The sequence below is a fragment of the Bradyrhizobium sp. Rc3b genome (genome assembly GCF_900114915.1).
Classification (GTDB): domain Bacteria; phylum Pseudomonadota; class Alphaproteobacteria; order Rhizobiales; family Xanthobacteraceae; genus Bradyrhizobium.
Window position 1 is genome coordinate 1 of record NZ_FOUS01000013.1, and the last position, 24,961, is coordinate 24,961.

A 24,961-nucleotide genomic window follows, 5' to 3' on the forward strand; every position below is an offset into this window, starting at 1 on the left:
CGCTCCGAGCGGAGCGCAAAGACATACCCCACGACTAGCATCCGGATCATCAGCTCCGGATCGATCGACGGGCGACCCATGGACGAATAATGAGGAGCAACTTCGCTGCGAAGCCACGACAGATCGAGCGCAGCGTCGATCTTCCGCACCAGATGATCTTCGGGAACCGCGTCGCCAAGATGAAACTCGTAGAACAGTTGACCTTGGTCACTCTTCAGACGGCCCATCATGGATCGACCTCGTCGCGATTCGCGTCAACACAACGGAATCACGCTTGCCGGCTCGTCTCAACCGACTTTTGCAACAAAATCGGCCCTCAGCGGACCCTAGCAACATGGTGCGGCACGGCAGCTTTTGACCCATATCGAACTTACCGTCATTCTCAATTTGTATATCCGATGGACTAGGCTCACCCGGTATGGGAACCGGTCTTACCTTTTCCAGTTTTGGAGTGGTCGGTAAATTTTCGAGGGGCCGCGCCATGGGAGATCGCCGCAAAAGAGTGAAGCAGACCCGCTCCCTTGAAGAACGAATGGCCGAACAGGCCATTAAGCTCAAAGAGCGGGCCAGCCGCTTGCCCGCTGGCAAGGAACGTGAGGGCTTGCTTAAGCGAGCCAGGATTGCTGAGACCGGCGCGCATCTAAGCGATTGGTTGACCTCGCCGGGCTTGCACCCACCCAAGTAAGGGTTTCGGGAAAACCATCCAGTTTGATGCTTACGACATCGACAGAGCACGCGGAGATTCGATGCTCCCGAAATCTTCTAGTCGGCCATAGCATTACTGCTTCTGACTCGTAGCGGACTTCAAAATGCTATGTTTGCCAAGGGAGGAGGATCATCCCTCCGGTCCGGGAATGAAGCAGCGCCACAAAGGAGTCATTCTTCCATCGGCGTAGGTTGGCCACCACCAAACCATCGCCCTGCCGCTGAGGTTCTGCCGGTTGAGCACGACAGAGTTTGGCACGTCAAACCATTGCCCGCGTTCGCTTGGCCGCTGCGGATTTTTCAGAAGGACTCTATAGCCATTCTTTGCTGTATCCCACTCGGCCTCCGCATATTGGCCGTCCCCTCCATCACAGCACGGCTCACCTGCCTTGTTCTTGAGACTTTTGAACCAAGCGTTCAGTTCTGGTCGCATCAGGTCGTGTGAATGGGCTGTGTTGATGCTGAAAGATGTGACCGCACACAATCCCACCGTGCGTGCTACCATCAACCGATAAAGATGCACTTGGCGTCCATTGGAACTGGTCATGGAAACCTCCGTTTCCTGCCCACGTGAGTGGGTCATCGGAATCGCACGAAGGTTCAAGGCGCCGCACCGGGACAAGTAGCCCTTGGTGTCCGGTGAGGCTGCCGCCTCACCGGACCGATGAAGCTTCGACCGCTTTAGTTGAATGTTTGCAGCCTCAATTTCAGCGAGCCGTCGGCCTGGCGTTCGAATACGTGCATCGCCAAACCGCCCAACGGAGATGGCTTGCCCTCCTTGTCCTTACCCGTGGCACTCCACTTTGCTGTGCCGAATACAACCTTGTCGTCTCCGCCGACGTCGATCATCTCCAACTTGTGACCCGTCACACCGTTCGCGAAGAGACCGGCAAAGAAACTCTCGATCTCAGCCGGACCTGACGCCACCTGATGTGTGGGCGGCATCAATTTTGCCGTCGCGACATAGGAAGCTCCGATGGCTTTCGCGTCGTGCTTGTTGAATGCGGCATCCCAAGCGGCGTAAGCCTGCTGCACGTCCCCCTTGGCGTCCGCGGCCAACGAAATTCCCGGCGCGCCGAGCAGACAAATGACTAGCGCTGATATTTGAGCCAACTTCATAGGATACTCCTCTGTTGGATAATTCCTTTTCCGATTGATCAGATCATCAGTCCAATCGTCTACCGCGGCTGCGCGCCCGCCAGCATGACGACACCGTCGCCGGTCGCGCTGCGGCCGGCCATTGGTTCATAGGGAAGAGGTGCAGGCGATGGTAACTTCAACGGCGCCGTTCACCTCGAAGTCCATATCGCGCGCCATGACACCGCTAATGCAGCCGGTCACACATGCGCCGAACTTCACCACCACGACCAGTTTTACGAAGACACGTTCATCATGGCTGGTGCCGGAAGACTCCATCCAATAGTTCGCGCAACAGCAATTCCGGGCGATTACCGTCAGCCACGTTGACAAATGGGAGAGAGCGACGGCGCACATACTGCCTGGGCCGGAAATCCCCGCGCTTATCACCGCTTCTGGACCGAAGGCGAGGTTCGGGCGGCGTCCCCAGTTGTCGACTCGTTGGGGTAGACCGGAAGCAACCGGCCGACCCTCCAAGCCGCGCTAACGATCCGTAGCAGACTTTTGGCATATTGAGCGGATGCAACCACATTGCTATGCTTCATTCACATCGTGCCTTAGTTCTGATGGGCAGGCTTGATCAGGCTTACGGACTGCAGCCTGCAATTTGGAAATTGGAATTCTTGAAGCCATAGGCCCCGCCTCCGGACGCATTTCAAAAGCGGCCGGGGAATGTTCATGGACGTCATTTCCCTCCGTTCTTCCCCTTGACTCGGAGGCGGGCTTTTTCTGTCAGCTTGATCGAAAAAGTGATTCCGCCATGTCTATTCCAAAAAGCATAACCCAATGCACTTCAGTCAATCGTCACAACAGAAGCACAGCGTGCCACTACTTAGTTGTTTTAATCCTTTCAGTTTGCATCCTTCAGCTCGCAAGCAGTACGGCGCAGGCCCAGTGCGCAGCTCGCGATGTTTTGGAGAGACAGCTGAAATTCAAGACACGCGCGTCCGAAGCGCCTCAACGGCTTATTAAATCCGAGCGCGACCTTGCGATATGGAAGACAATTGCAATAGGCACGTTCGCCGACTCACTTAAGCTGCGCGATGCAATGGACAGCATGCGATGCAGTGTGGGCAGCCAAGCGGGCGAAATCCTTGCCCGACCGTCCTTTATTACTGCTTCTCAGAAGACAGACATGGAGCTTGCACTCGTCTCCCCGACGCAACTCGGGTTCACGAGCGATAGTGTGACGTTAGCTGACCTCTACTCACGTGCTCAAAAACTCGGCTTTGAACTCGCACCGGCAGAGGTCGGACCACAATTGCGCATCCAATATTTCGACCAGCCCATAGGCGAGTTCCTCATCATCGGAATGGAGCCGATCATGACCTGGAGCGGGGACCCGATTATTCTGAATGTAGCAAATGGCGGCGCCGGATTGATCCTCATCGGCCAAGACGGTAGAGCCGAAGCCGAGATACCTGCTACGTCTCGGATCGTTTTTGCGCGTTCGCATAAACTTGCGGCCAATACCAATCTCGTCGATCAAGCTGCTGCAGTTCTGCGCGAGTAAGGAGGGTGACCGCAACTGGCCCATCGGCGATCTTCGATGATGTCCGCTGTTTGTGCTCGTCTGGAGAGACGAGCGGACATCAGGGGCCGCCGAACTAGCGCCCAATTCAGGAGTACGGCGCTACGCCGCCGCCGCACCCGGTCCGAACCACCGCCTCACCGCCTCCTCAAGCCCGTGCTGGCTCTCAGCTCCCACCCCCGCGACGTGCCCGTCGGGCCGCACCAGCACTGCGCCCGGGGCGGCGACCTGGCCGATGACCGGAAGCTCCCATACGCAATCGGTGCGGGCATCGACGACATCGATCCGGTTCTTCCAGGGGCCGATGTCGATGCCGCCTCGCTTGCCGAAATTGAGCAGCACGCCGCGCGCCCCGTGCAGCAGCGTGAACAGCTTTAGCTTCTGCCCTTCGACCGTCAGATCGAGATCCGGCATGCGCCGCCCCAGCAGCGCGTGGCCTTCGCCGAGATCATAGTGGATGTCGAGCCCGCTCATCATCGCGCCAAAACGTTTGCGCGGCTCGTCCATGCCTAGCAGTTCGGCGACGGTGTCGCGCGCGGCCTTGAGGCCGTCGTCGCCGCGGCGGAGCAGGGCGATCTGCGCCATGGTGTTGCGCAGCACGCGCGCGCCGACGGGATGGCGCTCGGCATGGTAGCTGTCGAGCAGGCTGTCCGGCGAGACGCCCTTCACCACCTGCGCCAGCTTCCAGCCGAGATTGACGGCGTCCTGTACACCCAGGTTGAGGCCTTGCCCGCCGACGGAGTGATGGATATGCGCGGCATCGCCGGCGAGCAGCACGCGTCCTTTGCGATAGGTCACGGCCTGGCGTGCCGCATCGGTGAAGCGGGAGATCCAGGCGGGATTTTGCAGTCCGAAGTCGGCGCCGTAGACCGCGACGAGCGCGTCGCTGAGATCGCGCAAGGAGGGCTCGCCGGTGCGCGCGAGTGTTGCTTCCGTCACGACGACCAGCACGCGGCCGCTCTCGGTCTTGCTGAGGCCGTGAAAGCCGAGCGCATCATGACGCAGGCCGAATTCCGGCGCCTCCCGCATCTCGACCTCGGCCATGAGGTTGCTGAGCGTCGGTGAGGTGCCGGCGAAATCGATGCCGGCGGCCTTGCGCACCAGGCTGCGACCGCCGTCGCAGCCGACGAGATAGTCTGTCCGCAACGTCTCACCGCCGGCGAGCGTCACATCGATGCCGGTTTCGTCCTGTGCGAAGCCCGTGAGCTCGACATTGCGATAGATCGGCACGCCGAGCTCTTCGACCCAGTCCGCCAGGATGCGCTCGATGTGGTTCTGCCGCAGCGCCAGCCCGTAAGCGTGCCTTGTGGGGAGGTCGCTGATGTCGAGCCGCGTCCAGGCAAAGCCCGCGAGCTGGACGCGCTGCCCTTCGCGCAGGAAACGGTCGGCGACGCCGCGCTGATCGAGCAGCTCAATCGTGCGTGCGTGCAGTCCGCCGGCGCGCGTCTCGACCAGTGCCTGTTCGGCACGGCGCTCGACGACGGCAACGTCGACATCGGCGAGCGCGAGCTCCGCGGCCAGCATCAGCCCGGTCGGGCCGCCGCCGGCGATGACCACGGCATGGTCGGGCGGCATCTGGTTCCGCGCGTCGGCTCCCTGTGGCCGGCGGCGTGAACGGGACGTCGGAAGCAGTACAGGCATGTCGTGACCCCTCGGCTGGTTGCTCTGGATGTTTCCCGGGTCGGGGGTTCTACGGCAGAGGCGGGGACTTGAAGCAAGCCCGTTGCGCACCACATATCGAGTTGGGAGGAGGGACTTCCTCCTCCGCGTTCGCCGCGTTGACACGTCGGGCAAAACACCGGCATAAAGGCATCGTCGAAAGAGTTTGGTTCAGCCCGCGCGGAGCAATCTGCGGCGGGTTTTCTTTTGCGGCATCGGATGGTCAGCTGATGCCGGTGGTCCGCTGCATGATGTCGGCGAGCTCCTCGAACGAAAACGGCTTCCTGATCATCGGAAGGCCGCCGCGCCGGGGCTCGCGACCCGACAATTGCAGCATCTTCAGCTCCGGGCGGACGCGCTTGGCCAGCTCGGCCAGTTCATGACCATCCATGCCCGGCATGTTGATGTCAGTGATGAGGATGGAGATGTCCTGGTTCTGCTCGAGCCGTTCGAGTGCATCCAGGCCGCTTTGGGCGCTGATCACCTCGCAGCCGAGATCTTCCAGCATGCCAACGATCACGTCGAGGACGGCGGGATCGTCGTCAACAACCAGGACAGTGCGGCTCACAGGAACGTTCCTTCTGACGAAGCATTCAACGCGCCTCTCATCGGATAAGTTCCCGCCCGGGCGCCGGTCCGCCTAATCGTCCTTCGACAAATCACCGGGTTTGGCGGGAATGTCGATGGTGCCGCCATCGCCGTGCACGAGATCGCGATCGCTCTCCTTTGTCTCGCCTGCGTCTTCGATGATCGCCTCCTGCGTCTCGCGCTCCTTGTCGATGCGCGGCTTGGCTCCGGGCAATTGTCGCGATGTCTCTGGTGACGTCTTCTCAGATGTCATCTCACCGATCCTCCTGATCGGCTAACTTTCGCCGGGCCGGTAAGTTCGTTTGACGCGTCGGGCAAAACACTGGCATATTGGCATCATCGAAAGAAGTGTGGTTCAGCCCGCGCGGAGAATGTCTGCAGCGGGCTGTTTCATTTCAACGGGGCTTTGACACGTCGGGCAAAACACCGGCATAGTGACATCATCGAGACGAGTTTGGTTCACCCGCGCGGAGCACATCCGCTGCGGGTTTTTTCATCTCGGTTTCCGAGATCGGACGGCGGCGGCGCATTACGGCCACGCACTCGTCAAACCTGGAGCGCCGATCGGCGCGCCGCCGTCCGAACCATCGCCGGCCGTGCACGCGCGAACGTGCCGGCCCGCGGCGCTGGGGCCAGTTGCCCGCGCCGCTGCGGTCTCCGGAAGACACGGAGATAGGGTTCGCGCCCGAAACGATCGCGCCTCGCCTGGCGCGATCTGCCGCGCCTTTTTTCTTTCTTATGGAGGGATGATGACTGCCTATCTGATATCGCTCGCGGGCACGAGCCCGACAAGCTGATGGGCTATTGCGTGGCGCTCTACTTCGCAAAGCTGCTGGTCTGGGACAAGGTCCTTGGATTTGGCTCGACTGACGCTTTGGCGGGATTTGCGGCAATCACGGCCAATTTGGTCGTCTCTTTCTATTTCGCCAAACGCGGCTTCGAGAATGTTGCGAGGATCATCAAGCGGTGAAGATTCAAGACGAGGAGATCCGGGCGATTGTCGCGGAGACACTGGCCGAGCAGCACCGAGTTCAGCAGGAGAGCGTCGATGCCATCGTATTGAAGGCGGTGGCATCGGTCCTGGCCTCGTTCGGGATCGAAGACGATGACCGGAAAGAGCTCAGAGCTGACTTCCAGCACCTGCGGCGCTGGCGGAAGAGCGTGGAACAAGCGCAGAGCTACACCTTCAAGGCGGTGATCACAGTCATTGCGACCGGTCTGATGGGTGCGGTCTGGCTTGGTGTCAAGGTCGTGCTGGGCAAGTGAGCCTCGACCGCTACGGAGTCGCAGGTCGCGCACTCCCGATTACCCCGTCAATAGGTATCCCATGTACAGAATTCGTATCGTCGATGCCGACGATGATGAGACTGCCGAGGTTCTCGGCGATCTGCACCGGCTGACATTCTTCGGTGGGGCGGCCCTGCCGCAGTTCGAATCGGGTACGTGGTGGCTCGCCTACCATGATGATGACGCGGTGGCCTTCGCCGGCGTTGTGCCGTCGACACATGCGCGAAACAGCGGATATTTTTGCCGGGTCGGGGTCTTGCAGCAGCATTGGGGGCGGGGACTTCAACTCAGGCTGATGCGAGCGATCGAGGCGCGAGGGCGGCGTCTGGGATGGGACAGCATCGTCTCCGATACGACGGACAATCCCGTATCTGCCAACAATTTCATCCATGCGGGTTATCGGCTGTACGAGCCCGAATCGCCCTGGGCCTGGTCGCATACGCTTTATTGGCGAAAGTGGCTGCGCTGAGCAATTGGAGTGGTTTCCCGTGATGCGGAACGTGACCTTCTCAGACTAGAATTGCTGCGCAAGATGCGCGCAGCCTCCATACGCTCAAATATCTAACGGCCCGGCAGCTTGACGCTGCCGGGCCGTTTTTGCGTTTCAGGTGAAGCGAGCGAGGCCCTTGCGAAGTTGGCGGCGCCGGGCTTTAAGCTTGCTCCTGCAGGAAATTCGGCGACCACAAGCCGATGTAAGGGAGCGCTATCGATGCCGACCAAGCCTCAATTGCCGGAACGTTCGTCGCGAGCGACGGAAGGGCCGAGTGCGCTCGACGGTCTGCTGGTCATCGATTTCACGCGTGTCGTCGCCGGCCCAGCCTGCACGCAGACGCTCGCCGATTTTGGCGCGCACGTCATCAAGATCGAAAATCCCGACGGCGGCGACGACACGCGCGCCTACGAGCACGCCGAAATTGGCGGGGAAAGCGCCGCCTATCTCAGCTTGAACCGCAACAAGCGCGGCATTGCGCTCGACCTTGCCGTGCCGGAGGCCCGTGAGATCGCGCTGGATCTGATCCGCAAGGCGGATGTGGTCGTGGAGAATTTCTCGAGCGGGGTCATGAAGAAGTTCGCGCTCGACTATGAGGCGGTCGCTCCGCTCAATCCACGGCTGGTCTATTGCTCGATCTCCGCCTACGGACGCTCCGGACCGTTCGCCTCCCGCCCTGGCTTCGATCCCATCACGCAGGCGGAGAGCGGCTTCATGTCGCTCAACGGATTTGCCGACGGCCCAGCGGTTCGTACCGGGCCGCCCATCGTGGACATGGCAACGGGGATGTCTGCCTGTAACGCCATCCTGATGGCGCTGTTGGCGCGGGACCGGCTCGGTCGCGGGCAGCATGTCGAAGTCGCCTTGTTCGACGTTGCGATGGGGATGACGGGCTTTTACGGCATGGCGTATCTCATCAATGGCGAAAACCCCGGCCGGTTCGGCAATTCGCCGAGCGGGTCTCCCACCGTCGGCGTCTATGAGGCCTCCGATGGGCCGCTCTACATGGCCTGCGCCAACGATCGGCTGTATCGCCGGCTCGTGGTCGAGGTGCTGAACCGGCCTGATCTCATCACCGATCCGCAGTTTGCCACGCGCAAGGCCCGTTCTGAGAACAAGGAGCTTTTGCGGGCAGCCATTGCAGAGGTCTTTGCCAGCGATACGCTCGAGAACTGGATGGCGAAAATGAAGCTGGCCAATATTCCGGTCGGCTATCTCCGGACGGTCGAGGAGGGGTTCAATGCGCCAGAGGCTCGCGAGCGCCATCGCTTGAGTCGCATTCCGCACCGTACAGCGGAATGGGTGCCCAACATCGAGCCGCCGATTACCATGAGCCTGACCGGCGCGATCGATCCCGTTGCGGCCCCTCTGTTAGGTGAGCATACCGAGGACGTCTTGCGCAGCATGCTCGGTTATGACGAGCGTCGGATCGCGGAGTTTACCCGGAGGGGCGTCTTTGGCTCGGGCAAACCTTCGACTCCGGTTTAAGCCGGAGCCGTTAGTCCGCTGGCAACAGGCATCGCGCGGCATCGGAATCGATGCTTCATGATGCCTGCCGGCCGCATTGACTTGATTTGGTAAGGGGCCAGCCGCATAAATACGCCAAAGTGAGGGACACGAATGGCGCCTGGTCGAAAGCCGAGCATGGGTCAGCCCACCGGGCCGGAAGCCGGCGAAAGCGCCTATGCGGCGATGATCGCGAAGGCCCGGGCCCTCGTGCCGAGACTACGAGAGCGGGCGGCGCGGACGGAGGAGCTGCGGCATCTCCCGTCGGAAACCGAGATGGACCTCCATGAAGCCGGCCTGTTCCGGATGCTTCAACCGGCACGGATCGGCGGTGCTGAGCTCGACTATGTCGCTCTTGTCGACTGCGCTGAGCTGCTCGGACAGGCGGATGCGTCGGTAGCGTGGAATCTCGCCAATCTGGCGAGCCACCACTGGATGCTCGGCATGTTCGAGCAAAAGGCGCAGGATCTGGTCTGGGGCCGTGATCCGGATGCGCTGATCGCATCCTCGTTCATTTTTCCCGCCGGACGCGCCACGCGAGTCGAGGGCGGTTATCAGCTGCGCGGCAGCTGGCCATTCTCCTCCGGCGTTGCCTCCTGCGAATGGAACATGCTTGCAAGCGTGGTCTATTCCGACGACGAGGCGGACGGCATCGAGTATCGCATCTTTCTGCTGCCGAAAGGCGATTACAGCGTGCTGGACACCTGGAACGTCGCGGGACTGCGCGGGACGGGGTCCTGCGACGTGGAGGTCAGGGATGTCTTCGTGGCTGACCATATGACAGTCGCCGTCGGCGACCTCTCAGGCGGCCCGACGCCGGGAAGCACGGTCAATCCAAATCCGCTTTATACGCTGCCCGTGTTCTCGCTGTTTCCATACGTCCTCTCCGGTGTCGCGCTGGGGAATGCGCAAGCGTGCCTCGACGATTATACGGAGGTCGCACGTCATCGTATTTCAACCTACAACCGGGCCAAATTGAGCGATTTTCAAAGCACCCAGATCAAGATCGCGGAAGCCTCGGCGAAGATCGACGCCGCGCGCCTGATCATGCGGTCGGCGTGCCTCGATGCCATGGAGGATGCGCGGCTTGGTCACATCCCTGGCATGGCGACCAAGACCCGTTATCGGCGCGACGGATCTTTTTCGGTGAACCTGTGCACGGACGCGGTCTCGATGCTGTTTGCCGCGAGCGGCGCGCGCGGTCTGTTCACGACCGGCGTGTTGCAGCGGCAATTCCGCGATGCGCACGCGATCAACTCGCATCTCGCATTCAATTTCGATGCGGCCGGGACCAACTATGGACGGGTGGCGCTGGGCCTGCCGTCCGAAAATCTCACGCTGTGAGGCCGGCCGATGAATGATCTGCCGCAGCAGCCCGGCGCTCCCGATCCCGCCAACGAGTTCGCGAGCGACAGCTCGTCGATCGATCCTCGCGACTTTCGCAACGCGCTCGGAACCTATGCAACGGGCGTGGCGATCATCACGGCCGCAGCGCCTGATGGCAAGCCCTACGGACTGACTTGTAATTCGTTTGCCTCCGTCTCGCTGAACCCTCCACTGGTCCTGTGGAGCCTGGTCGTCTATTCCTCTAGTCTGACCATCTTCCAGAACGCCAGCCATTTCACCGTCAACGTGCTTGGCGCTTCGCAGCAGGTACTTGCGGCAAAATTCGCCAAATCGTCGGACGACAAGTTCACAGGTGTGGATTGGACGCCGGGCCTCGGCGGAGCGCCGGTGCTTGCGGAGAGCGTCGCCAACTTTCAATGCCGCTCCGTGAATCGCTATTATGGCGGCGACCACGTGATCTTTCTCGGCGCGGTCGAGGCCTATACCTACGGTGCGAAGGAGCCGCTGCTCTTCGCGCGGGGGACGTTCGGCCGATTCCTCGCAGATGACGAGCGCAAGACGTCGCCTTGACGTGCTTCAGATCGCGCTCGACAGCTTAGCGCTCTGCCGCTGAAAGCTTGTAAATCTCCAGCGCGTCCGCTTCCGCGCCGCGTGCGGCCTTCGCGAGCCGGAAAAGTTGGCCCGCAAGCGTGGCCATCGGCACCGGCGTCGACGTTGCCTGCGCGACGTCGGCGACCGTATCGAGATCCTTGAGCATCGTGGCAATATGACCGAGCGGGGGCGAGTGAATGCCCTGGACCATTCTGGGCACGAAAAGCTGAAGCGGGATCGAGTCCGCGAAGCCGCCGGCGAGCGCTTCGGGCAGGCGATTGGCGTCAATACCCGCGTTGACGGCCAGGCGCGTGGCTTCTGCCAGCACGGCCATCGCGCATCCCACGATCACCTGATTGCAGAGTTTCGTGGTCTGGCCGGCGCCGGTCGGGCCCATGTGGGTGAACCTGCGCGCCATGGCCAGCACGTAGGGGCGAGCCCTCTCGATCTCGTCTGCTTCTCCGCCGGCCATGATCGCAAGGGTACCTTCCTCGGCGCCCTTCGTTCCGCCGGAAACCGGTGCATCGATCCAGCCGGCGCCATTGGCGGCTTTCAATCGCTTTGCCAGATCGCGCGCGGCGTCGGGATGTATCGACGAGAAGTCGACGACAAGCTTGCCTGCGCCGGGCGCTGCCGCCAGCCCCTCAGGCCCGAAGATCACCTCCTCGACGGCCGCGGCATCCGTCACGCACATGAAGGCGATATCGGAGTTCGTCAGGAGATCACGAGGCGTGACTGCGCGCCTGGCTCCAGCCTCGGCGAGCGGAGCCACCTTGCCCTCTGAACGGTTCCAGACAGTGACCTGATGGCCGGCCTTGAGCAGGCGTCGGGTCATCGGCGTTCCCATCAGGCCAAGGCCGAGATAGCCGAGCCTCTCGACGCCTTGCGGGTTTGGCTTGCTCGCATCAGCCATAGGTTGTCTCCTTCTGTCGCAGCGCGACGTGGCTTTACCATACATTGCGTATCGGACGGCAAAACCGCCGCGCTCGCATGGCTTGCCTGATTGTTTGAACCATGAAAGATTTGAGCCCGGTCGGGGTTGGGTGGCGCCGGTCGGCGCCGGAGCAGCGGAGTGGGCACGATGCGAACCGTTTCGAGATGGATCCTGGCTTTGGGGGCGACAGCGGCCGTGAGCGCGGGGGCAAGCCCGTCATGGGCGCAGCAGACGATCCGCGTCGGCTGGACGATCCCGGCCGAGGAATCGAAGTACTGGATGATGCGCCGCCCGGCTGAGTTTCCCAATATCGGCAAGACGTACAATATCGAATGGACCCAATTCCAGGGCACCGCGCCTATGACGCAGGCCCTGGCAGCCGGTGCGCTGGACTGCGCGACGCAGGCGCCGCTCTCCCTCGCCAATGGCGTGGTCGGCGGCAATCTCAAAGCCTACATCGTGGCGCAGCACGTGTTCGAGAAGCCCGGCGGCTTCTCGGTCTACTGGGCCGTGATGGATGACTCGCCGATCAAGACGATTGCCGACCTCAAGGGCAAGACGGTTGGCATTTCCGTGATTGGCGGCGGTACGCAAGGCCCGTTCAACCTGCTCCTGAAGCAGAATGGCGTCGATCCGGCCAAGGATATCAAGCTGGTCGAGGTCGGCTTTGCCGTCTCCGAGGATGCGCTGCGCCAAGGCCGCGTCGATGCGGTGAATATGAACCAGCCGTTCGCCGCGCGGGCGGAGGCAAAGGGCGGTACAAGGAAGCTCTTCTCGCTGTCCCAGGCCATGCCGAACATCGTGCATATCCTGGAAGCCTGCCGTGCCGATTTCGTCGACAAGAACCCGGAACTGGTCAAGACCTATGTCCGTGACATCACCTCGGGCATGAAAAAGGCGCTGGCCAACCGCGAGGAGACTCTCAAGGTCGTCAATGAAGTGCTGAAGGCGCCGCTCCCGGTGCTCGAGACCTACCTGCTCAAGGATAACGATTTCGGCCGTGATCCAGGCGCGGCGCCGAACTTCCCGGCAATCCAGAAGATGCTGGACATCTACGCCGAGACCGGAATGCTGCCGAAGCTGGATGTTGCGCAGTTCAAGCATCCGACGATCGTCGCGCCGCTGCAGTAAGGCCACCAGGCGGGTGATCCGAGCCAGGTGCTCGCGGGCGTCCCGGGTCATCCGGGACGAGGCACGAAGAAGATGCACGTATGAAGAAGTTGCGATCACGAGTCACGACTGACGGTCTCGACCGGGCCCCGCACCGCGCATTCATGCGCGCGATGGGGCTCGACGACGCTGCGATTGCCAAGCCGATGGTGGGCGTTGTCAGCATGAAGGGCGAGCAGACGCCCTGCAACATGACCCACGATTTTCAGGTGGCCGCGGCCAAGACGGGCATCGAGGAGGCCGGCGGCACGCCGCGTGAATTCTCGACCGTGTCGGTTTCTGACGGCATCAGCATGAACCACGAGGGAATGAAGTTCTCGTTGTTTTCGCGTGAACTGATCGCCGACTCGATCGAGGCCGTGGTCCACGGTCTGGCCTACGATGCGCTGATCGGATACGGCGGATGCGACAAGACGCTTCCCGGTGTGATGATGGGCATGGTTCGCTGCAACGTGCCCTCCATCTTCATCTATGGCGGCAGCGCGCTGCCGGGCCGCGTGGACGGGCGCACGTTGACGGTGCTCGACTCCTATGAGGCCGTTGGCAGCTTCATGACGGGTGAGATCGACGGCGCCACGCTGGAGCGGATCGAACGTGCCTGCTTGCCGACGATCGGCGCGTGCGCCGGCCAGTTCACCGCCAACACCATGGGAATGGTCTCGGAGGCGATGGGCCTGACTATCCCCAACGTCTCGATGGTGCCCGGCGTCTATGCCGAGCGTGCGCAGATATCTCGGCGCGCCGGATGCCTGATCATGGAGATGCTGGAACGCGGCGGGCCGTTGCCTCGCGACATCGTGACGCGGAAGTCCCTCGAGAACGGCGCGGCGATCGTTGCGGCGACGGGTGGTTCGACCAACGCCGCGCTGCATCTGCCCGCCATCGCCAATGAGGCCGGCATTGCGTTCACGATCGACGATGTGGGCGAGGTCTTCTCCAGGACGCCCCTGATCGGAAATCTGCGCCCCGGGGGCAAATACACCGCAAAGGATGTCTACGACATCGGTGGCGCGGCGGTCGTGATCCGTGAGCTGATCCAGAGCGGGCACATCGATGGCGAATGCCTGTCCATCACCGGCCGGACACTTGCCGAAGAATATGGCACCGCCAACGCGCCCGATGGAGAAGTCGTATACGCGGCGGGCGCGCCGATCATGCCTGACGGCGGCGTGGCGGTGCTGAAGGGAAATCTTTGTCCCGACGGTGCGGTGATCAAGGTCGCAGGTTTGAAGAGTCAATTCTTCGAAGGCGTGGCGCGCGTTTTCGAGGACGAGGAAGCCTGCGTCGCGTCGGTTCGTGACCGCAGCTACAAGGCGGGCGAGGTCCTCGTGATCCGCAATGAGGGGCCGGTCGGCGGCCCCGGCATGCGCGAGATGCTCGGCGTCACTGCGCTGATCTACGGGCAGGGCATGGGCGAAAAGGTGGCGCTGATCACCGATGGCCGGTTCTCCGGCGCGACCCGCGGCATGTGCATCGGCTACGTGGCCCCCGAAGCATTTGTTGGTGGTCCGCTGGCGCTCGTTCGCGACGGTGACAGGATCCGGATCGATGCCGCAAACCGGCGGATGGATGTGCTGCTCGATGAGCAGGAACTCACCGCGCGGCGACGAGATTGGAAGCAACGTCCGCCGCGTCACCGTGCGGGCGCGCTCGCAAAGTATGCGCGACTGGTTGGGCAAGCGCCGGGCGGAGCCGTGACGCATGAAGGCCCGGCAGAATGGCCTTGGTTCGAATGACGCACCGTACGGGTGCGAAATCGACCGCCTGTCTGGCAGGTTTCTTGCTAAGCTCGTGCCGCTGGCGGAGAACGTTCAGCAGGTTCGTCGAGGAATGTTCGCGCGAGTGAGACGGGATGACGATAGTGCCTGCGAGATCGAGCGAATGGGTGAGACCGGTGAGATCACAAGAGCCGGCTTCTGCAATCATCGAGATCGACCTCGTCTCGCAGGTCTTTCAGACTTCGGCGCGCAAGGATCATGTGGCGCTTTCCGAGATCTCGCTGACGATCGAGGAGGGCGCCTTCGTCTCCATCCTTGGGCCGTCCGGCTGCGGCAAGTCGACACTGCTTTATATCGTCGGCGGTTTTGTCAGTCCGACCAGCGGCTCGGCGAAGATCAAGGGACATGCGATCACGGGTCCCGGTCCGGATCGCGGACCGGTGTTCCAGGAATTTGCGCTGTTTCCCTGGAAGACCGTGCTGGGCAACGTGATGTATGGCCCGCGTCAGCAAGGAGTGCGCGCCGCCGAAGCGGAAGCGCAAAGCCGGGCCTTGATCGAAATGGTTGGCCTCAAGGGCTATGAGAGCTTCTACCCCAAGGAATTGTCGGGCGGCATGAAGCAGCGCGTGGCGTTGGCGCGCACGCTCGCTTACCATCCGGAAGTGCTGTTGATGGACGAGCCGTTCGGTGCGCTCGACGCGCACACAAGGACGCGGCTGCAGAACGACCTTCTCAACATCTGGGAGCGCGACCGCAAGACGGTGCTGTTCGTCACCCATTCGGTCGACGAAGCCGTCTTTCTCTCGGACAAAGTCGTGATGATGTCGAAATCGCCCGGCCGCATCCGCGAGGTGATCGACATCGATCTGCCGCGACCGCGCCGCCGCAACGAACTGTTGCTCGACCCCCGCTATCAGAAGTACGTCGTCGATATCGAGCGCATGTTCGATGAAAGCGACGAAGTCGGGTCGGCATCATGATGTCGTCGGCCACCTTGCTCAGACGGGCCGCTCCGGTGCTGGCCTGCATCGGGTTGCTGGCCGTGTGGCAGGTTGCATCGCTTGCGCTCAAGAACGACAGCCTCCCGACGGCAACCGAGGCGATCCGGGCAATTCCGGATATTCTCGGCGATAAGGAATCCCTCATCAACATCCTGGCCTCGCTTCGCCGAATGGCGATCGGGTTCGGTGTGGCGGTGCTGGTTTCGATTCCGCTGGGCCTGCTGATGGGACGCAGCCGCGGCGTCGCGGCCTTTTTCAATCCGCTCCTGATGGTGATTTATCCGGTGCCGAAGGCGGCATTGATGCCGATCATCATGCTTTGGCTGGGCGTCGGCGACGTCACCAAGACATTGGTGATCTTCCTGGGCGTCAGCCTTCCCGTGATCTATCACAGCTTCGAGGGGGCCAAGGCCGTCGAAGAGAAGATGCTGTGGTCAGGTGCCGCGATGGGGCTTTCGCCGGCGCAACGCCTGGTGCGGATCGTGTTGCCCGCGGCGCTGCCGGAGATCCTGACCGGCTGCCGCACGGGACTGGTGCTGGCGCTGATCACGATGATCACCAGTGAGATGATCGCCCGCCAGTCCGGCGCCGGCAATATCCTGTTCAACGCGCTCGACATGGGCCAATACGACACCGTCTTTGCGATGATCATCATCGTGGGCGCGATGGGTATCTGTCTCGACGCGATTTTTGAAAGGGTTCGGGCCAGACTCGTGCGTTGGTCCGAGCCTCAGTTCGACATGCCGCTGAGTTTTTCGTGATGTCGCGCCTTCTCTCCGCAAGCGTCCTTCTCGGCATTGCCCCGATCGTGCTGGTCATCGCCTTGTGGCAAGGCCTGGTATCATTCGGCTTCGCGCCCGCGGTCTTGCTGCCGCCGCCTGGCTTCGTCTTCGGCCGGCTGCTCCAGCAACTCGTGACGTGGACGTTTCAGCAGGAGATTGCCGCAACCCTGGTCCGGCTATTTGCAGGCTTCGCGATTGCCGTCGTGCTGGGTGTCAGTATCGGCATTGCCGCCGCCGCCAATCCGGCGATCGATGCCGTGGTTCGGCCGATCGTCCGCGTATTGGCGCCGCTGCCCAAGGTCGCGCTCTATCCGGCACTTCTGCTCTTGCTCGGATTCGGCCACGGGTCGAAGATCACATTGGTAGCCGCGGACGCGCTCTTTCCCATTCTGCTCTCGACCTATTACGGCGCGTCGACCGTCGAACAGAAGCTGATCTGGTCGGCGATGGCGGCGGGAACGCCGCGCTACGAAATCCTCTTCAAGGTGGTACTGCCGGCGGCGATGCCGTCGATCCTGACCGGATGCCGGATCGGGCTTGTCATTTCCTGCATCGTGGTGTTTCTGGCCGAGATGATCACGTCGACGGACGGATTGGGGCACGCGCTCGTGACCGCGGCGCGAACTTTTCAGGCCGTCGACATGTTCGTGCCGCTGATCACGATCTCGCTGCTGGGCCTGATCTTGAATGGCCTGCTCGGCGCGTTGCGCTCGTACCTGCTGCGGGGCTTTCCTGAGGCGTGAACCGACCAAGAAGAAACCAGAAGACCGGGAGTGAACCATGCTGGCTGATCGCATCGAGGCAAAATGGATCGACGCATTTTGCGAGATCTTTGAACGTTGCGCCGTCAAGGCCGGCGATACCGCGGCGATCCTGTCGGAAACCCAGTCGCGTGCGTTGAATGTGCATCTGGCGGAGCTCGCGCTGCTGCGTATGGGCGCACGGCCGTTTCACGTGGTGATGCCCACACCGCGCAACCGCAATATCGTTCCGGTTCGCTCAACGGGGGCGAGCGAGGCGATCCAGAAGCTTGGGCCAGTCATCAGCGCACTTCAGCAGGCCGGCTTCGTGGTGGATTGCACCATCGAAGGCTTGATGCACGCGGTGGAGACGCCGGAGATCCTCAAAGCCGGTGCGCGGATCCTGGTGATCTCGAACGAGCATCCCGAAGCGCTGGAGCGGATGGTGCCGGATCCTGCGCTCGAGAAGCGCGTTCGTGCGGCGGCGAAGATGTTGCGGGGGACCAAGCGGATGCGGGTGACCTCGAAGGCCGGCACCGCGCTCGATGTCGATATGGTCGGCGCGTCCACGGTCGGTGTCTGGGGCTGGACCGACAAGCCCGGCACGCTGGCGCATTGGCCAGGCGGAATCGTCGTCAGCTTCCCCAAGAGCGCGACCATCAACGGCACGCTGGTGATGGCGCCGGGCGACATCAATCTCACCTTCAAGCGCTACCTGACGTCACCTGTGAAGATGACGTTGAAGGACGACTATGTCGTCGAGCTGGAAGGCGAAGGCACGGATGCCGCCATGATGCGCGCCTATCTCGCCGCCTGGGGCGATCGCGAGGCATATGCCGTGTCGCATGTCGGCTTCGGCATGAACCCCGGTGCGCGCTATGAAGCGCTTTCGATGTATGACCAGCGCGACACCAACGGCACCGAGATTCGGGCCGTCTCCGGCAATTTCCTGTTCTCGACCGGCGCGAACGAGTTCGCCGGCCGCTACACGGCGGGGCATTTCGATCTGCCGATGATGGGAACGACCATCGAGCTCGATGGCGTCGCGGTCGTTCGCGAAGGCGTGTTGCAGGACGTCTTCGGCTAATTGCGGTCGAGCACGGGTGGACGCGCAAGGTCGAAATGGTGCAGCAGATCCACCATGGCCTGAAGCCGCTTTACGCGATAGGCGTCAACGTCCATGCCCGAATAGTCGAGAAAGCCGACACCCGTGCGTAACCCGATCCGACCTTCATGCATGTTGCGTGAGATGACGTCCGGCGCGCGGTAACGGTCGCTGCCAAGCGCGCCTTCGAGATAGCGACTGGCGTAGTACAAGATATCGCCGCCACCCCAGTCGATGAATTCGAGCAGTCCGAGTACCGCGTAGCGGAAGCCAAAACCGTAGCGGATCGCCTTGTCGATCTCCTCGGCACTGGCGACGCCTTCCTCGACCATGCGTGCGGCCTCGTTCATCGCCAGCGCCTGGATGCGCGGAACGATGAAGCCGGGCGTCGCCGCGCAGACGACCGGAACCTTGCCGATGCCTTCGAGCAGTCCCTTGACCTCGGCGACGATTGCCGGATCGGTGGCCTTGCCGGGCGAAACCTCGACCAGCGGAATCAGATAGGCCGGGTTGAGCCAATGCACGTTGAGAAAGCGGCGAGGATTCACGATCGCGCCGGAGAGATCATCGACGAGGATGGTCGACGTCGTCGATGCCATGATCGTGTCGGGTCGGACCTGCCGTGAGGCTGACCCAAGCACCTCGCGCTTGAGCTCGACGACCTCCGGAACCCCTTCGAAAACCATACCGGCCTCGGAGAGCGCTGCCCCGCTCTGGTTGGCGGGCACTACCGAGACGCGCGCAACGAGCGGATCGACATCCGCCTCCGTCAGCAGCCCCAGCTTGGACAGGCTGGCAAAGGTCTTCGCGACCTCACCGAGCGCGTCCGCCTCCAGCTTGGCAAACTCCTCCGCGGAGCGCGCCTTGACGTCGATCATCGTGACCTGATGCCCGGCGTAGGCGAAAGCGACGGCAATGCCGCGCCCCATGCGGCCAGCCCCCAGACAGACGATGTTGGCGCGATTGGTCATCGGTCAAAATCCACTGCGAAGCAACGTCTGCAATTCAGCCTTGCTGAGATTGTCGAGCCCCAGCGTCTCAAGCGTTCTGCCGCCCTGCGCAAAGTTCTCGCCGCAAATCGCGCCACCGATCGCCAGAAAAGCTTTCGCCAGCGGCGTGGCCACGCCGGCCAGGCCGCCGACGGAAACCAGCAGCGACAGCCCAAGCCGCAGGTCCTCACGCATGTAGCGGTGCTCCGTCAGCACGATCCGCTCGCGCCAGTCGCCGGAATCCGTCAGCCGGTCATGCGAGCCGCGGCCATACATCCAGATCTCGCCTTCTTTCGCATAGTGATGAGCGAGCGGGAAATGCGGTGCGCCGTAACCAAGCGCTTCGCGTACGGCAATCCGCTCGGTGTCGAGCGCGTCGGTCACCCGGCGGATCGCGGCCTGCGTGCCTTCCTTGTGAATGTCCCAGCGCTCGAAATGTTCGATTGGACCTGCATTCATCACGATCAGCGGCGGATGGATGATCGGCCCTGCATTCATCAGCGCACCGGACAGCGCGTCTCCGCACGGCTCGATCGTATCGGGGAAAGCGCGTCCGATGATCTCGAGCGCATGCGGTGCCCGGTCGAGCGGGAATACGCCGACTGGAAGCCGTTTGGCGCGGATGGTGATCGCGACCTCGAACGGTCCGTGCTTGCGGGTGAGCCACGGCAATGTGCCGGTTTCGGCAAAGCTTGCCTTGGCCTGGTTCCCAGCTTCCCGCGCGGCCTCTGCGAAGATCATCGAGCCGAATGTCGCTGGCGGCAGAAATACGACCTGACCGTCCCGCAGATGCGGGGCGAGCAGGCGAGCGATATCGGTCTGCGCGAAGGCAGGCGCGGGGCACAGGATCAGCTCGGTGCCGTTGACAGCTTCGGCGATGTCGGTCGTGACCAGCGCGAGCTTCACGTCGTGGCGGCCGTTGTGATCCTTGACCAGGATGCGCGAGCCGGCGGCGCGATGTGCCGCGACTTGATTGGCATCGCGGCGCCAGAGCCGCACGTCATGCCCCGACAGCGCAAAATCGCCGGCGGCCGCGAAAGAGCCGTTTCCCCCACCCAGGACTGCAATCTTCAAGATGCTTCTCCTTGCGCGCGCGACTGCGCATCGAGCTGCTTCAGCAGGAAATGCTGGACCTTGCCGAGCGCGGTGCGCGGCAGGTCGGTGACGAAGACGATATCGCGTGGCACCTTGTAGCGGGCCAGTTGCGTCTGGATATATGTCTTGAGTTCATCCGCTTCGAGCCGGGAGCCGGATCTCCGTATCACATAAGCGATCGGCACCTCGTCCCAGCGCGGATCCGGCCGGCCGATCACGGCGCATTCGCTGACGTCAGGATGTTCGAGCAGGACGCGCTCGACCTCGGCCGGATAGACGTTTTCTCCACCTGAAATGATCAAGTTCTTCTTGCGGTCGCGGACCCAGAAATAGCCGTCGGCGTCGCACAGGCCGATGTCGCCGGTGCGATACCAGCCGTCGTGCAACGCATCGCGCGTGGCGTCCGCATTGCCCCAATATTCGAAGAACACATTGGGACCGCGCACCGCGATTTCGCCCGGCGTGCCCGCCGGCAGTTCGTTGCCAGCCTGATCGATGATCTTTGCCTCGCAGCACAGGCCGGCGAGTCCGGTCGATCCCACCCGCGAGAGGTCGCCGCCGAGGCGCGTATAGATCGCGATGGGGCAGGTTTCCGTCGAGCCATAGACCTGAAGCACCGGGACATCGCGCGCGACGAAACGTTCGATCAGATGCGGCGGCACGATGGTCGAGCCGGTGGCGACGGCCTTGAGTGACGAAAGATCAGTGGCGGCCCAGGCAGGATGTTCGCTCACCGCTTGGATGATTGCAGGCACCATGACCGTGAGTGTCGGCCGCTCCTGTTCGATGGTCGCGAGCGCGGTATCCGGCGTGAAGCGCGCGTGGACCGTGACGGTCGCGCCAAGCTGCAGTGCCGGCGTGGTCTGGATGTTGAGGCCGCCGACGTGGAAGAACGGCAGCACGGTCAGCACATGATCGTCGGACGACATGTTGTGCATGTGCTGGCTCATGACACCGTTCCAGAACAGCGCCTCCTGGCGCAGCACTGCGCCCTTCGGCCGCCCGGTTGTCCCCGACGTGTAGACGATCAGCAGCGGGCAGGAGAGATCGGTGTGCGGATTTCGGCTGCTGCCGTCGCTGCGCGCCAGCAGGCTTTCGAATGTCGTGCCGCGGGGCGGTGCGAAGTCGAGGCCGACGACGGCAGCCCCCGGCGCGGTCCGGGCGAGCCCGGAAAGAACGCCCTCAAATGCCTGCTCGAGCACCAGCACATTGGCGCCCGCATCGGTGAGGATGAAGAGCTGCTCGGCGACCGCGAGCCGCCAGTTCAGCGGCACAAGTATCGCGCCAAGTCGCGCGCAGGCGTAGAGCAGAACCAGATAGTCCGGCCGGTTCAGACTCAGAATGGCGACGCGGTCGCCGCGGCCGACGCCGAGCTCCTGCTTCAATGCCGTCGCGGTGTGTTCGATGCGTGCGGCGAACGCCGCATAGCTCAGCCGTTCCCCTTCGAAGGCAATGGCTGTCTTGTCTGGCGCGAACGCCGCGTTGCGATCGATCAGACTGCAGAGGTCCACCGTCAGTCGTCCGTCTCGCCGGTCTCATACAGCGCCTCGCGTCCGATCCGGTCGAGGCAGAGTTCGGCAGTCCAGGGCAGCATCAGCGAGCCGCAGCGGCTGTCGCGATAGATCCGCTCCAGCGGCAGCGAGCGAAGCATGGCCTGGCCGCCGCAGGTGCGGATCGCGAGCGCGGCGAGCTCGTTGGCACCCTCCATCACCGAATATTGCGCGGCGTAGGCCCGCAGCACCTGCTCCTTGCTCGGATTGGCGCAGGCTTCTGTGACGGCCTGGAACCAGATCGCCTTGATCTGCTCGAGCTTGATCTGCATCTGCGCGACCGCGATCTGCTTGGTCGGATACATCCGCCGCTTGACCGGCGGCATGCCCGGCACTTCGCCGCGCAGATAGCGCACGGTGAAGTCATAGGCGGCTTGAGCCAGGCCCATATAGGTCGGCGACAACGTCAGGAACATGTGCGGCCAGCGCATCGCGGCCTGGAAATAGACGCCGCGCGGCATCAGTGCAGAGTCGGTCGGCACGAACACGTCCTTGAACAGAAGCGTCCGTGAAACCGTTCCGCGCATGCCGAGCGGGTCCCAGTCACCGACGACCGAGACGCCTTCGGACTTGGCTGATATCGCGAGGTAAAGCGTGTTGCGGCGGGACGCCTTCTCGCCTTCCTCGATCTCGGTGCAGAGCACGCCGTAATAGTCGGCGTGGCCGGAGAGCGATGCAAAAATCTTCTTGCCGTTGACGATCCAGCCGCCCTCGACGGGCCTTGCTTCCGTGCCGAAGGCGACACCGCCTGCGGCGGCCGCTCCGCCCTCGGAGAAGGGTTGCGAATAGATCGCACCGTCCTCGACGATGCGCTTGTAGTGAACCGCGCGCCGCCGCTCGTGCTCGGCGCGGGTGTCCGCGTCCATGTCGAGATCGTCGGCGAGCGGCCCCGACCACAGGGTCGAGCACACGTGCATGTTCCAGGTCAGCGCGGTCGCGCCGCAATAGCGGCCGATCTCGGCAGCCGCCAAAGCATAGGTCTGGTAGTTCGCGCCGAGCCCGCCGTGTTTCTTGGGCACGGCAATGCCGAGCAGACCGACGCGGTGCAGGTCGCGATAATTCTCGATCGGGAAGGTCGCCTCGCGATCGTAGGTCGCAGCGCGAGCGGCGAACACGCTTTGGCCGATCTCCCTTGCGCGGGTGATGATGCCGGCCTGCTCGTCGCCGAGGCGGAATGCAACGGGATCGAAGATCGGCGCATCCAGTGCAACCTTGTCGGTCGTGCCGATCGTCTTGCTGACTTGCATGGTCATTGCGCAGTCACCTTACGCTTTGGTCGCGAGAGAGTTCAGGAACCGGCCGAGGGCCTCGTCGAAGGCCTCGGGGCGCTCGAGGTTGGCGAGATGGCCGACGCCGGCGAGCTCGACATATTCGGCACCAGAGATGTAGCTCGCCGTCTTTGCCATCATCGGCGCGGGCGCATTGTTGTCCTTGGAACCCGACAGCAACAGCGTGGGGACGGAAATATTCGCAAGCGTGCTGCGCTGATCGAAGCCGATCAGAGCCAGCATCATGGCACGATAGCTTGCTTCGGGCACGCTCCCCATGCATTCGCGTGCAAGCTCCATCCCGTTCGGATCGGGATCGTCGCCGACAAGCTCCTTCACCAGCGAGGGCGCCAGTGACTTCATCGTCTCCCCGCGATCGAGCGGCCCGAGCCGTGCCGCGATGAACGATTTCTGCCACTCGCCGTCGGCCTTGCCGAAGGCAGGGCTGGTCTGCGCCAGTACGACCGCGCGTGCCAGCTTTGGAGATTGCACCAGCCATTTCTGCACGATCATGCCGCCGATCGAGTGACCGACCAGGATGGGTCTGGCCGCGCCGAGTTGTTCGATGAATTGCTGGAGTGCCTCCGCCAGGGCAGCAATACTGACGCTGGCGAGCGGCGCCGATCTGCCGTAGCCCGGCATATCCCATGCAATTGCGCGGAAGCCGCCGCCGAACGTGGCAAGTTGCCGCCGCCAGGCCCGCGCTGCACCGCCGATGCCGTGCAGGAAAATGAGAGGTGTCGCATTCGGATCGCCCGCGGATTCATAGGCGAAGCGTCCGTCCTTTGTTATCATTGGCACAGGCTGCGACACGCGACATCCTTTTGCTTGGCCCTTGATGCTAACAGGCCTGTGGGGGATGGGAAGCGATAATTTTATACTTAAAGCAATTTTCGGGCCGCCCTCTCGTGTCGTGACGAGCGCCGCTTTCGTTGCAAAAATTTGAAGGTTAAAATATATCGGAGGAACGATCATTGGATCCGAGGGAGCCTGCGCATGTCCGGATTGCCGCACTCGCCGCACGCACTGGTGACCGGTGGTGGCCGCGGCATCGGCCGCGCGATCGCGGCGTCTCTTGTCGGTGCCGGGGCCATCGTGACGGTGCTTGGCCGGAATGCCGCGACTCTTGCGGAGGCGGTCGACGCCGGCGCCGCGCATTTTGCGGCCGTTGCCGATGTTTCGGACGAAACGTCGTTGAAGGCCGCTATTAGCGAGGCCAGCGCGCGGCAGCCGATTGATATCCTGATTGCCAACGCAGGCAGCGCCGAATCGGCGCCATTCGCGAAGTCTGACGCCGCTCTTTTTGCGCGCATGATGGATGTCAATTTCATGGGCGTGGTCCACGCCGTCCGTGCTGTGCTGCCGGGCATGAAAGATCGTCCCTATGGCCGAATTGTCGCGGTCGCGTCGACGGCGGGGCTGAAGGGCTACGCCTATGTCAGCGCATACAGCGCGGCCAAGCATGCCGTGATCGGTCTGGTGCGCTCCCTTGCCATCGAGATGGCCGGAAGCAATGTCACCGTGAACGCGGTGTGTCCCGGCTTTACCGACACCGATCTCGTCGCGGGCAGCATCGAGAACATCATGAACAAGACGGGGCGTAGTCGCGAGCAGGCGATCGCAGAGCTCGCGAAACACAATCCGCAAGGACGCCTGATCGCACCTCGGGAAGTGGCAGACGCGGTGCTCTGGTTGTGCGGCGAGGGCGCCGGCGCGATCACCGGGCAGGCGATTGCCGTGGCCGGGGGCGAGGTCTAGCGTGAATGGC

General features: G+C 62.6%; 26 protein-coding genes and 1 pseudogene. 14 read left to right on the forward strand and 13 right to left on the reverse strand.

Translation table 11 applies throughout. The features are described from left to right. From BM190_RS27915 to BM190_RS40700, 4 genes are all read right to left on the reverse strand, one after another. Positions 1-230 (reverse strand): transposase (locus BM190_RS27915; protein ID WP_177237326.1); only part of this gene is annotated, 230 nt, incomplete at its 3' end. Positions 231-835: 605 nt separating this feature from the next. Beyond that, positions 836-1,252, reverse strand: coding sequence for a hypothetical protein (locus BM190_RS27925; RefSeq protein ID WP_244550751.1), 417 nt, complete (start codon positions 1,250-1,252; stop codon positions 836-838). Positions 1,253-1,386: 134 nt separating this feature from the next. Continuing rightward, positions 1,387-1,824 (reverse strand): YybH family protein, encoded by a 438-nt coding sequence (locus tag BM190_RS27930; protein WP_092260841.1) that lies wholly within the window; start codon positions 1,822-1,824, stop codon positions 1,387-1,389. Between the two features lie 126 nt (positions 1,825-1,950). Next, positions 1,951-2,121 (reverse strand): hypothetical protein, encoded by a 171-nt coding sequence (locus tag BM190_RS40700; protein ID WP_177237327.1) that lies wholly within the window; start codon positions 2,119-2,121, stop codon positions 1,951-1,953. Between the two features lie 481 nt (positions 2,122-2,602). On the opposite strand from BM190_RS40700, the gene BM190_RS27935 reads away from it, so the two are divergent. Next, the gene (locus BM190_RS27935) at positions 2,603-3,355 is read left to right on the forward strand and encodes a hypothetical protein (RefSeq protein ID WP_092260843.1); all 753 of its coding nucleotides are present in this window, start codon (positions 2,603-2,605) and stop codon (positions 3,353-3,355) included. A gap of 120 nt (positions 3,356-3,475) precedes the next feature. Here the strand turns inward: BM190_RS27935 and BM190_RS27940 are convergent, their stop codons facing one another. The 3 genes from BM190_RS27940 to BM190_RS27950 all read right to left on the reverse strand — a co-directional run bounded on the left by BM190_RS27940 (position 3,476) and on the right by BM190_RS27950 (position 5,873). Next, the gene (locus tag BM190_RS27940; RefSeq protein ID WP_092260845.1) at positions 3,476-5,014 is read right to left on the reverse strand and encodes an FAD-dependent monooxygenase; all 1,539 of its coding nucleotides are present in this window, start codon (positions 5,012-5,014) and stop codon (positions 3,476-3,478) included. Between the two features lie 241 nt (positions 5,015-5,255). Next, the gene (locus tag BM190_RS27945) at positions 5,256-5,600 is read right to left on the reverse strand and encodes a response regulator (protein WP_092260847.1); all 345 of its coding nucleotides are present in this window, start codon (positions 5,598-5,600) and stop codon (positions 5,256-5,258) included. A gap of 72 nt (positions 5,601-5,672) precedes the next feature. Continuing rightward, complete coding sequence (locus BM190_RS27950; RefSeq protein ID WP_092260849.1) at positions 5,673-5,873, reverse strand: hypothetical protein; 201 nt, start codon at positions 5,871-5,873, stop codon at positions 5,673-5,675. 522 nt (positions 5,874-6,395) lie between these two features. Here BM190_RS27950 and BM190_RS40705 point away from each other — a divergent pair. From BM190_RS40705 to BM190_RS27980, 6 genes and pseudogenes are all read left to right on the forward strand, one after another. Beyond that, positions 6,396-6,590, forward strand: a pseudogene (locus BM190_RS40705) (hypothetical protein); the annotation flags it as partial. Next, positions 6,587-6,886: a hypothetical protein gene (locus BM190_RS27960; protein WP_092260851.1), complete on the forward strand. Its 300-nt coding sequence runs from the start codon at positions 6,587-6,589 to the stop codon at positions 6,884-6,886. The pseudogene BM190_RS40705 and the gene BM190_RS27960, both read left to right, overlap by 4 nt. Positions 6,887-6,947: 61 nt before the next feature. Further along, positions 6,948-7,376 (forward strand): GNAT family N-acetyltransferase, encoded by a 429-nt coding sequence (locus BM190_RS27965; RefSeq protein ID WP_092260853.1) that lies wholly within the window; start codon positions 6,948-6,950, stop codon positions 7,374-7,376. 240 nt (positions 7,377-7,616) lie between these two features. Further along, positions 7,617-8,885, forward strand: coding sequence for a CaiB/BaiF CoA transferase family protein (locus BM190_RS27970; protein ID WP_177237357.1), 1,269 nt, complete (start codon positions 7,617-7,619; stop codon positions 8,883-8,885). 156 nt (positions 8,886-9,041) lie between these two features. After that, on the forward strand, positions 9,042-10,247 hold the full coding sequence (locus BM190_RS27975) for an acyl-CoA dehydrogenase family protein (RefSeq protein WP_018319226.1): 1,206 nt from the start codon (positions 9,042-9,044) through the stop codon (positions 10,245-10,247). Between the two features lie 9 nt (positions 10,248-10,256). After that, on the forward strand, positions 10,257-10,820 hold the full coding sequence (locus BM190_RS27980) for a flavin reductase family protein (protein WP_092260855.1): 564 nt from the start codon (positions 10,257-10,259) through the stop codon (positions 10,818-10,820). 25 nt (positions 10,821-10,845) lie between these two features. Here the strand turns inward: BM190_RS27980 and BM190_RS27985 are convergent, their stop codons facing one another. Continuing rightward, positions 10,846-11,754, reverse strand: coding sequence for an NAD(P)-dependent oxidoreductase (locus BM190_RS27985; RefSeq protein WP_177237328.1), 909 nt, complete (start codon positions 11,752-11,754; stop codon positions 10,846-10,848). 168 nt (positions 11,755-11,922) lie between these two features. Between BM190_RS27985 and BM190_RS27990 the strand changes: the two genes are divergently transcribed. The 6 genes from BM190_RS27990 (at position 11,923) to BM190_RS28015 (ending at position 18,273) form a co-directional block, all read left to right on the forward strand. Beyond that, positions 11,923-12,906 carry an ABC transporter substrate-binding protein gene (locus BM190_RS27990; RefSeq protein ID WP_092261201.1) on the forward strand — a complete coding sequence of 328 codons (984 nt, stop codon included), beginning with the start codon at positions 11,923-11,925 and terminating at the stop codon, positions 12,904-12,906. Positions 12,907-12,986: 80 nt separating this feature from the next. Then, the gene (gene ilvD, locus BM190_RS27995; protein ID WP_092260859.1) at positions 12,987-14,681 is read left to right on the forward strand and encodes a dihydroxy-acid dehydratase; all 1,695 of its coding nucleotides are present in this window, start codon (positions 12,987-12,989) and stop codon (positions 14,679-14,681) included. A 116-nt stretch (positions 14,682-14,797) separates the two neighbouring features. Beyond that, a complete protein-coding gene (locus tag BM190_RS28000; protein WP_092260862.1) occupies positions 14,798-15,643 on the forward strand; it encodes an ABC transporter ATP-binding protein in 846 nt (281 codons plus the stop codon). Beyond that, positions 15,640-16,425 carry an ABC transporter permease gene (locus BM190_RS28005; RefSeq protein ID WP_092260864.1) on the forward strand — a complete coding sequence of 262 codons (786 nt, stop codon included), beginning with the start codon at positions 15,640-15,642 and terminating at the stop codon, positions 16,423-16,425. Before BM190_RS28000 ends, BM190_RS28005 begins: the two co-directional genes overlap by 4 nt. After that, positions 16,425-17,189 (forward strand): ABC transporter permease, encoded by a 765-nt coding sequence (locus tag BM190_RS28010; protein ID WP_502687013.1) that lies wholly within the window; start codon positions 16,425-16,427, stop codon positions 17,187-17,189. The genes BM190_RS28005 and BM190_RS28010 overlap by 1 nt, the downstream gene beginning before the upstream one ends. Before the next feature lie 37 nt (positions 17,190-17,226). Then, positions 17,227-18,273 carry a 2,5-dihydroxypyridine 5,6-dioxygenase NicX family protein gene (locus tag BM190_RS28015; RefSeq protein WP_092260868.1) on the forward strand — a complete coding sequence of 349 codons (1,047 nt, stop codon included), beginning with the start codon at positions 17,227-17,229 and terminating at the stop codon, positions 18,271-18,273. Here BM190_RS28015 and BM190_RS28020 read toward each other — a convergent pair. The 5 genes from BM190_RS28020 to BM190_RS28040 are packed head-to-tail and all read right to left on the reverse strand — an operon-like array spanning position 18,270 to position 24,006. Beyond that, complete coding sequence (locus tag BM190_RS28020; protein ID WP_092260870.1) at positions 18,270-19,262, reverse strand: 3-hydroxybutyryl-CoA dehydrogenase; 993 nt, start codon at positions 19,260-19,262, stop codon at positions 18,270-18,272. The two genes, BM190_RS28015 and BM190_RS28020, sit on opposite strands and share 4 nt — an antisense overlap. 3 nt (positions 19,263-19,265) lie before the next feature. Further along, on the reverse strand, positions 19,266-20,354 hold the full coding sequence (locus tag BM190_RS28025; RefSeq protein ID WP_092260872.1) for an NAD/NADP-dependent octopine/nopaline dehydrogenase family protein: 1,089 nt from the start codon (positions 20,352-20,354) through the stop codon (positions 19,266-19,268). Continuing rightward, complete coding sequence (locus BM190_RS28030; protein ID WP_092260874.1) at positions 20,351-21,886, reverse strand: class I adenylate-forming enzyme family protein; 1,536 nt, start codon at positions 21,884-21,886, stop codon at positions 20,351-20,353. The genes BM190_RS28025 and BM190_RS28030 overlap by 4 nt, the downstream gene beginning before the upstream one ends. A gap of 2 nt (positions 21,887-21,888) precedes the next feature. Continuing rightward, the gene (locus BM190_RS28035) at positions 21,889-23,178 is read right to left on the reverse strand and encodes an acyl-CoA dehydrogenase family protein (protein WP_018319238.1); all 1,290 of its coding nucleotides are present in this window, start codon (positions 23,176-23,178) and stop codon (positions 21,889-21,891) included. 12 nt (positions 23,179-23,190) lie between these two features. Beyond that, the gene (locus BM190_RS28040) at positions 23,191-24,006 is read right to left on the reverse strand and encodes an alpha/beta fold hydrolase (RefSeq protein WP_092260876.1); all 816 of its coding nucleotides are present in this window, start codon (positions 24,004-24,006) and stop codon (positions 23,191-23,193) included. A 183-nt stretch (positions 24,007-24,189) separates the two neighbouring features. Here BM190_RS28040 and BM190_RS28045 point away from each other — a divergent pair, with 183 nt between their 5' ends. After that, complete coding sequence (locus BM190_RS28045; protein ID WP_018319239.1) at positions 24,190-24,951, forward strand: SDR family NAD(P)-dependent oxidoreductase; 762 nt, start codon at positions 24,190-24,192, stop codon at positions 24,949-24,951. Positions 24,952-24,961: the final 10 nt, after the last annotated feature.

Bases quoted from the DNA above. Each gene is read 5' to 3' on its own strand.
- BM190_RS27925 (WP_244550751.1), bottom strand. From the start codon at position 1,252: ATGACCAGTTCCAATGGACGCCAAGTGCATCTTTATCGGTTGATGGTA.
- BM190_RS27975 (WP_018319226.1), top strand. From the start codon at position 9,042: ATGGGTCAGCCCACCGGGCCGGAAGCCGGCGAAAGCGCCTATGCGGCG.
- BM190_RS27965 (WP_092260853.1), top strand. From the start codon at position 6,948: ATGTACAGAATTCGTATCGTCGATGCCGACGATGATGAGACTGCCGAG.
- BM190_RS28020 (WP_092260870.1), bottom strand. From the start codon at position 19,262: ATGACCAATCGCGCCAACATCGTCTGTCTGGGGGCTGGCCGCATGGGG.
- ilvD (WP_092260859.1), top strand. From the start codon at position 12,987: ATGAAGAAGTTGCGATCACGAGTCACGACTGACGGTCTCGACCGGGCC.
- BM190_RS27990 (WP_092261201.1), top strand. From the start codon at position 11,923: ATGCGAACCGTTTCGAGATGGATCCTGGCTTTGGGGGCGACAGCGGCC.
- BM190_RS27930 (WP_092260841.1), bottom strand. From the start codon at position 1,824: ATGAAGTTGGCTCAAATATCAGCGCTAGTCATTTGTCTGCTCGGCGCG.
- BM190_RS28000 (WP_092260862.1), top strand. From the start codon at position 14,798: ATGACGATAGTGCCTGCGAGATCGAGCGAATGGGTGAGACCGGTGAGA.
- BM190_RS28010 (WP_502687013.1), top strand. From the start codon at position 16,425: ATGTCGCGCCTTCTCTCCGCAAGCGTCCTTCTCGGCATTGCCCCGATC.
- BM190_RS27935 (WP_092260843.1), top strand. From the start codon at position 2,603: ATGTCTATTCCAAAAAGCATAACCCAATGCACTTCAGTCAATCGTCAC.
- BM190_RS28005 (WP_092260864.1), top strand. From the start codon at position 15,640: ATGATGTCGTCGGCCACCTTGCTCAGACGGGCCGCTCCGGTGCTGGCC.
- BM190_RS27985 (WP_177237328.1), bottom strand. From the start codon at position 11,754: ATGGCTGATGCGAGCAAGCCAAACCCGCAAGGCGTCGAGAGGCTCGGC.
- BM190_RS27970 (WP_177237357.1), top strand. From the start codon at position 7,617: ATGCCGACCAAGCCTCAATTGCCGGAACGTTCGTCGCGAGCGACGGAA.
- BM190_RS27950 (WP_092260849.1), bottom strand. From the start codon at position 5,873: ATGACATCTGAGAAGACGTCACCAGAGACATCGCGACAATTGCCCGGA.
- BM190_RS40700 (WP_177237327.1), bottom strand. From the start codon at position 2,121: ATGGAGTCTTCCGGCACCAGCCATGATGAACGTGTCTTCGTAAAACTG.
- BM190_RS27940 (WP_092260845.1), bottom strand. From the start codon at position 5,014: ATGCCTGTACTGCTTCCGACGTCCCGTTCACGCCGCCGGCCACAGGGA.
- BM190_RS28015 (WP_092260868.1), top strand. From the start codon at position 17,227: ATGCTGGCTGATCGCATCGAGGCAAAATGGATCGACGCATTTTGCGAG.
- BM190_RS28035 (WP_018319238.1), bottom strand. From the start codon at position 23,178: ATGACCATGCAAGTCAGCAAGACGATCGGCACGACCGACAAGGTTGCA.
- BM190_RS27980 (WP_092260855.1), top strand. From the start codon at position 10,257: ATGAATGATCTGCCGCAGCAGCCCGGCGCTCCCGATCCCGCCAACGAG.
- BM190_RS28045 (WP_018319239.1), top strand. From the start codon at position 24,190: ATGTCCGGATTGCCGCACTCGCCGCACGCACTGGTGACCGGTGGTGGC.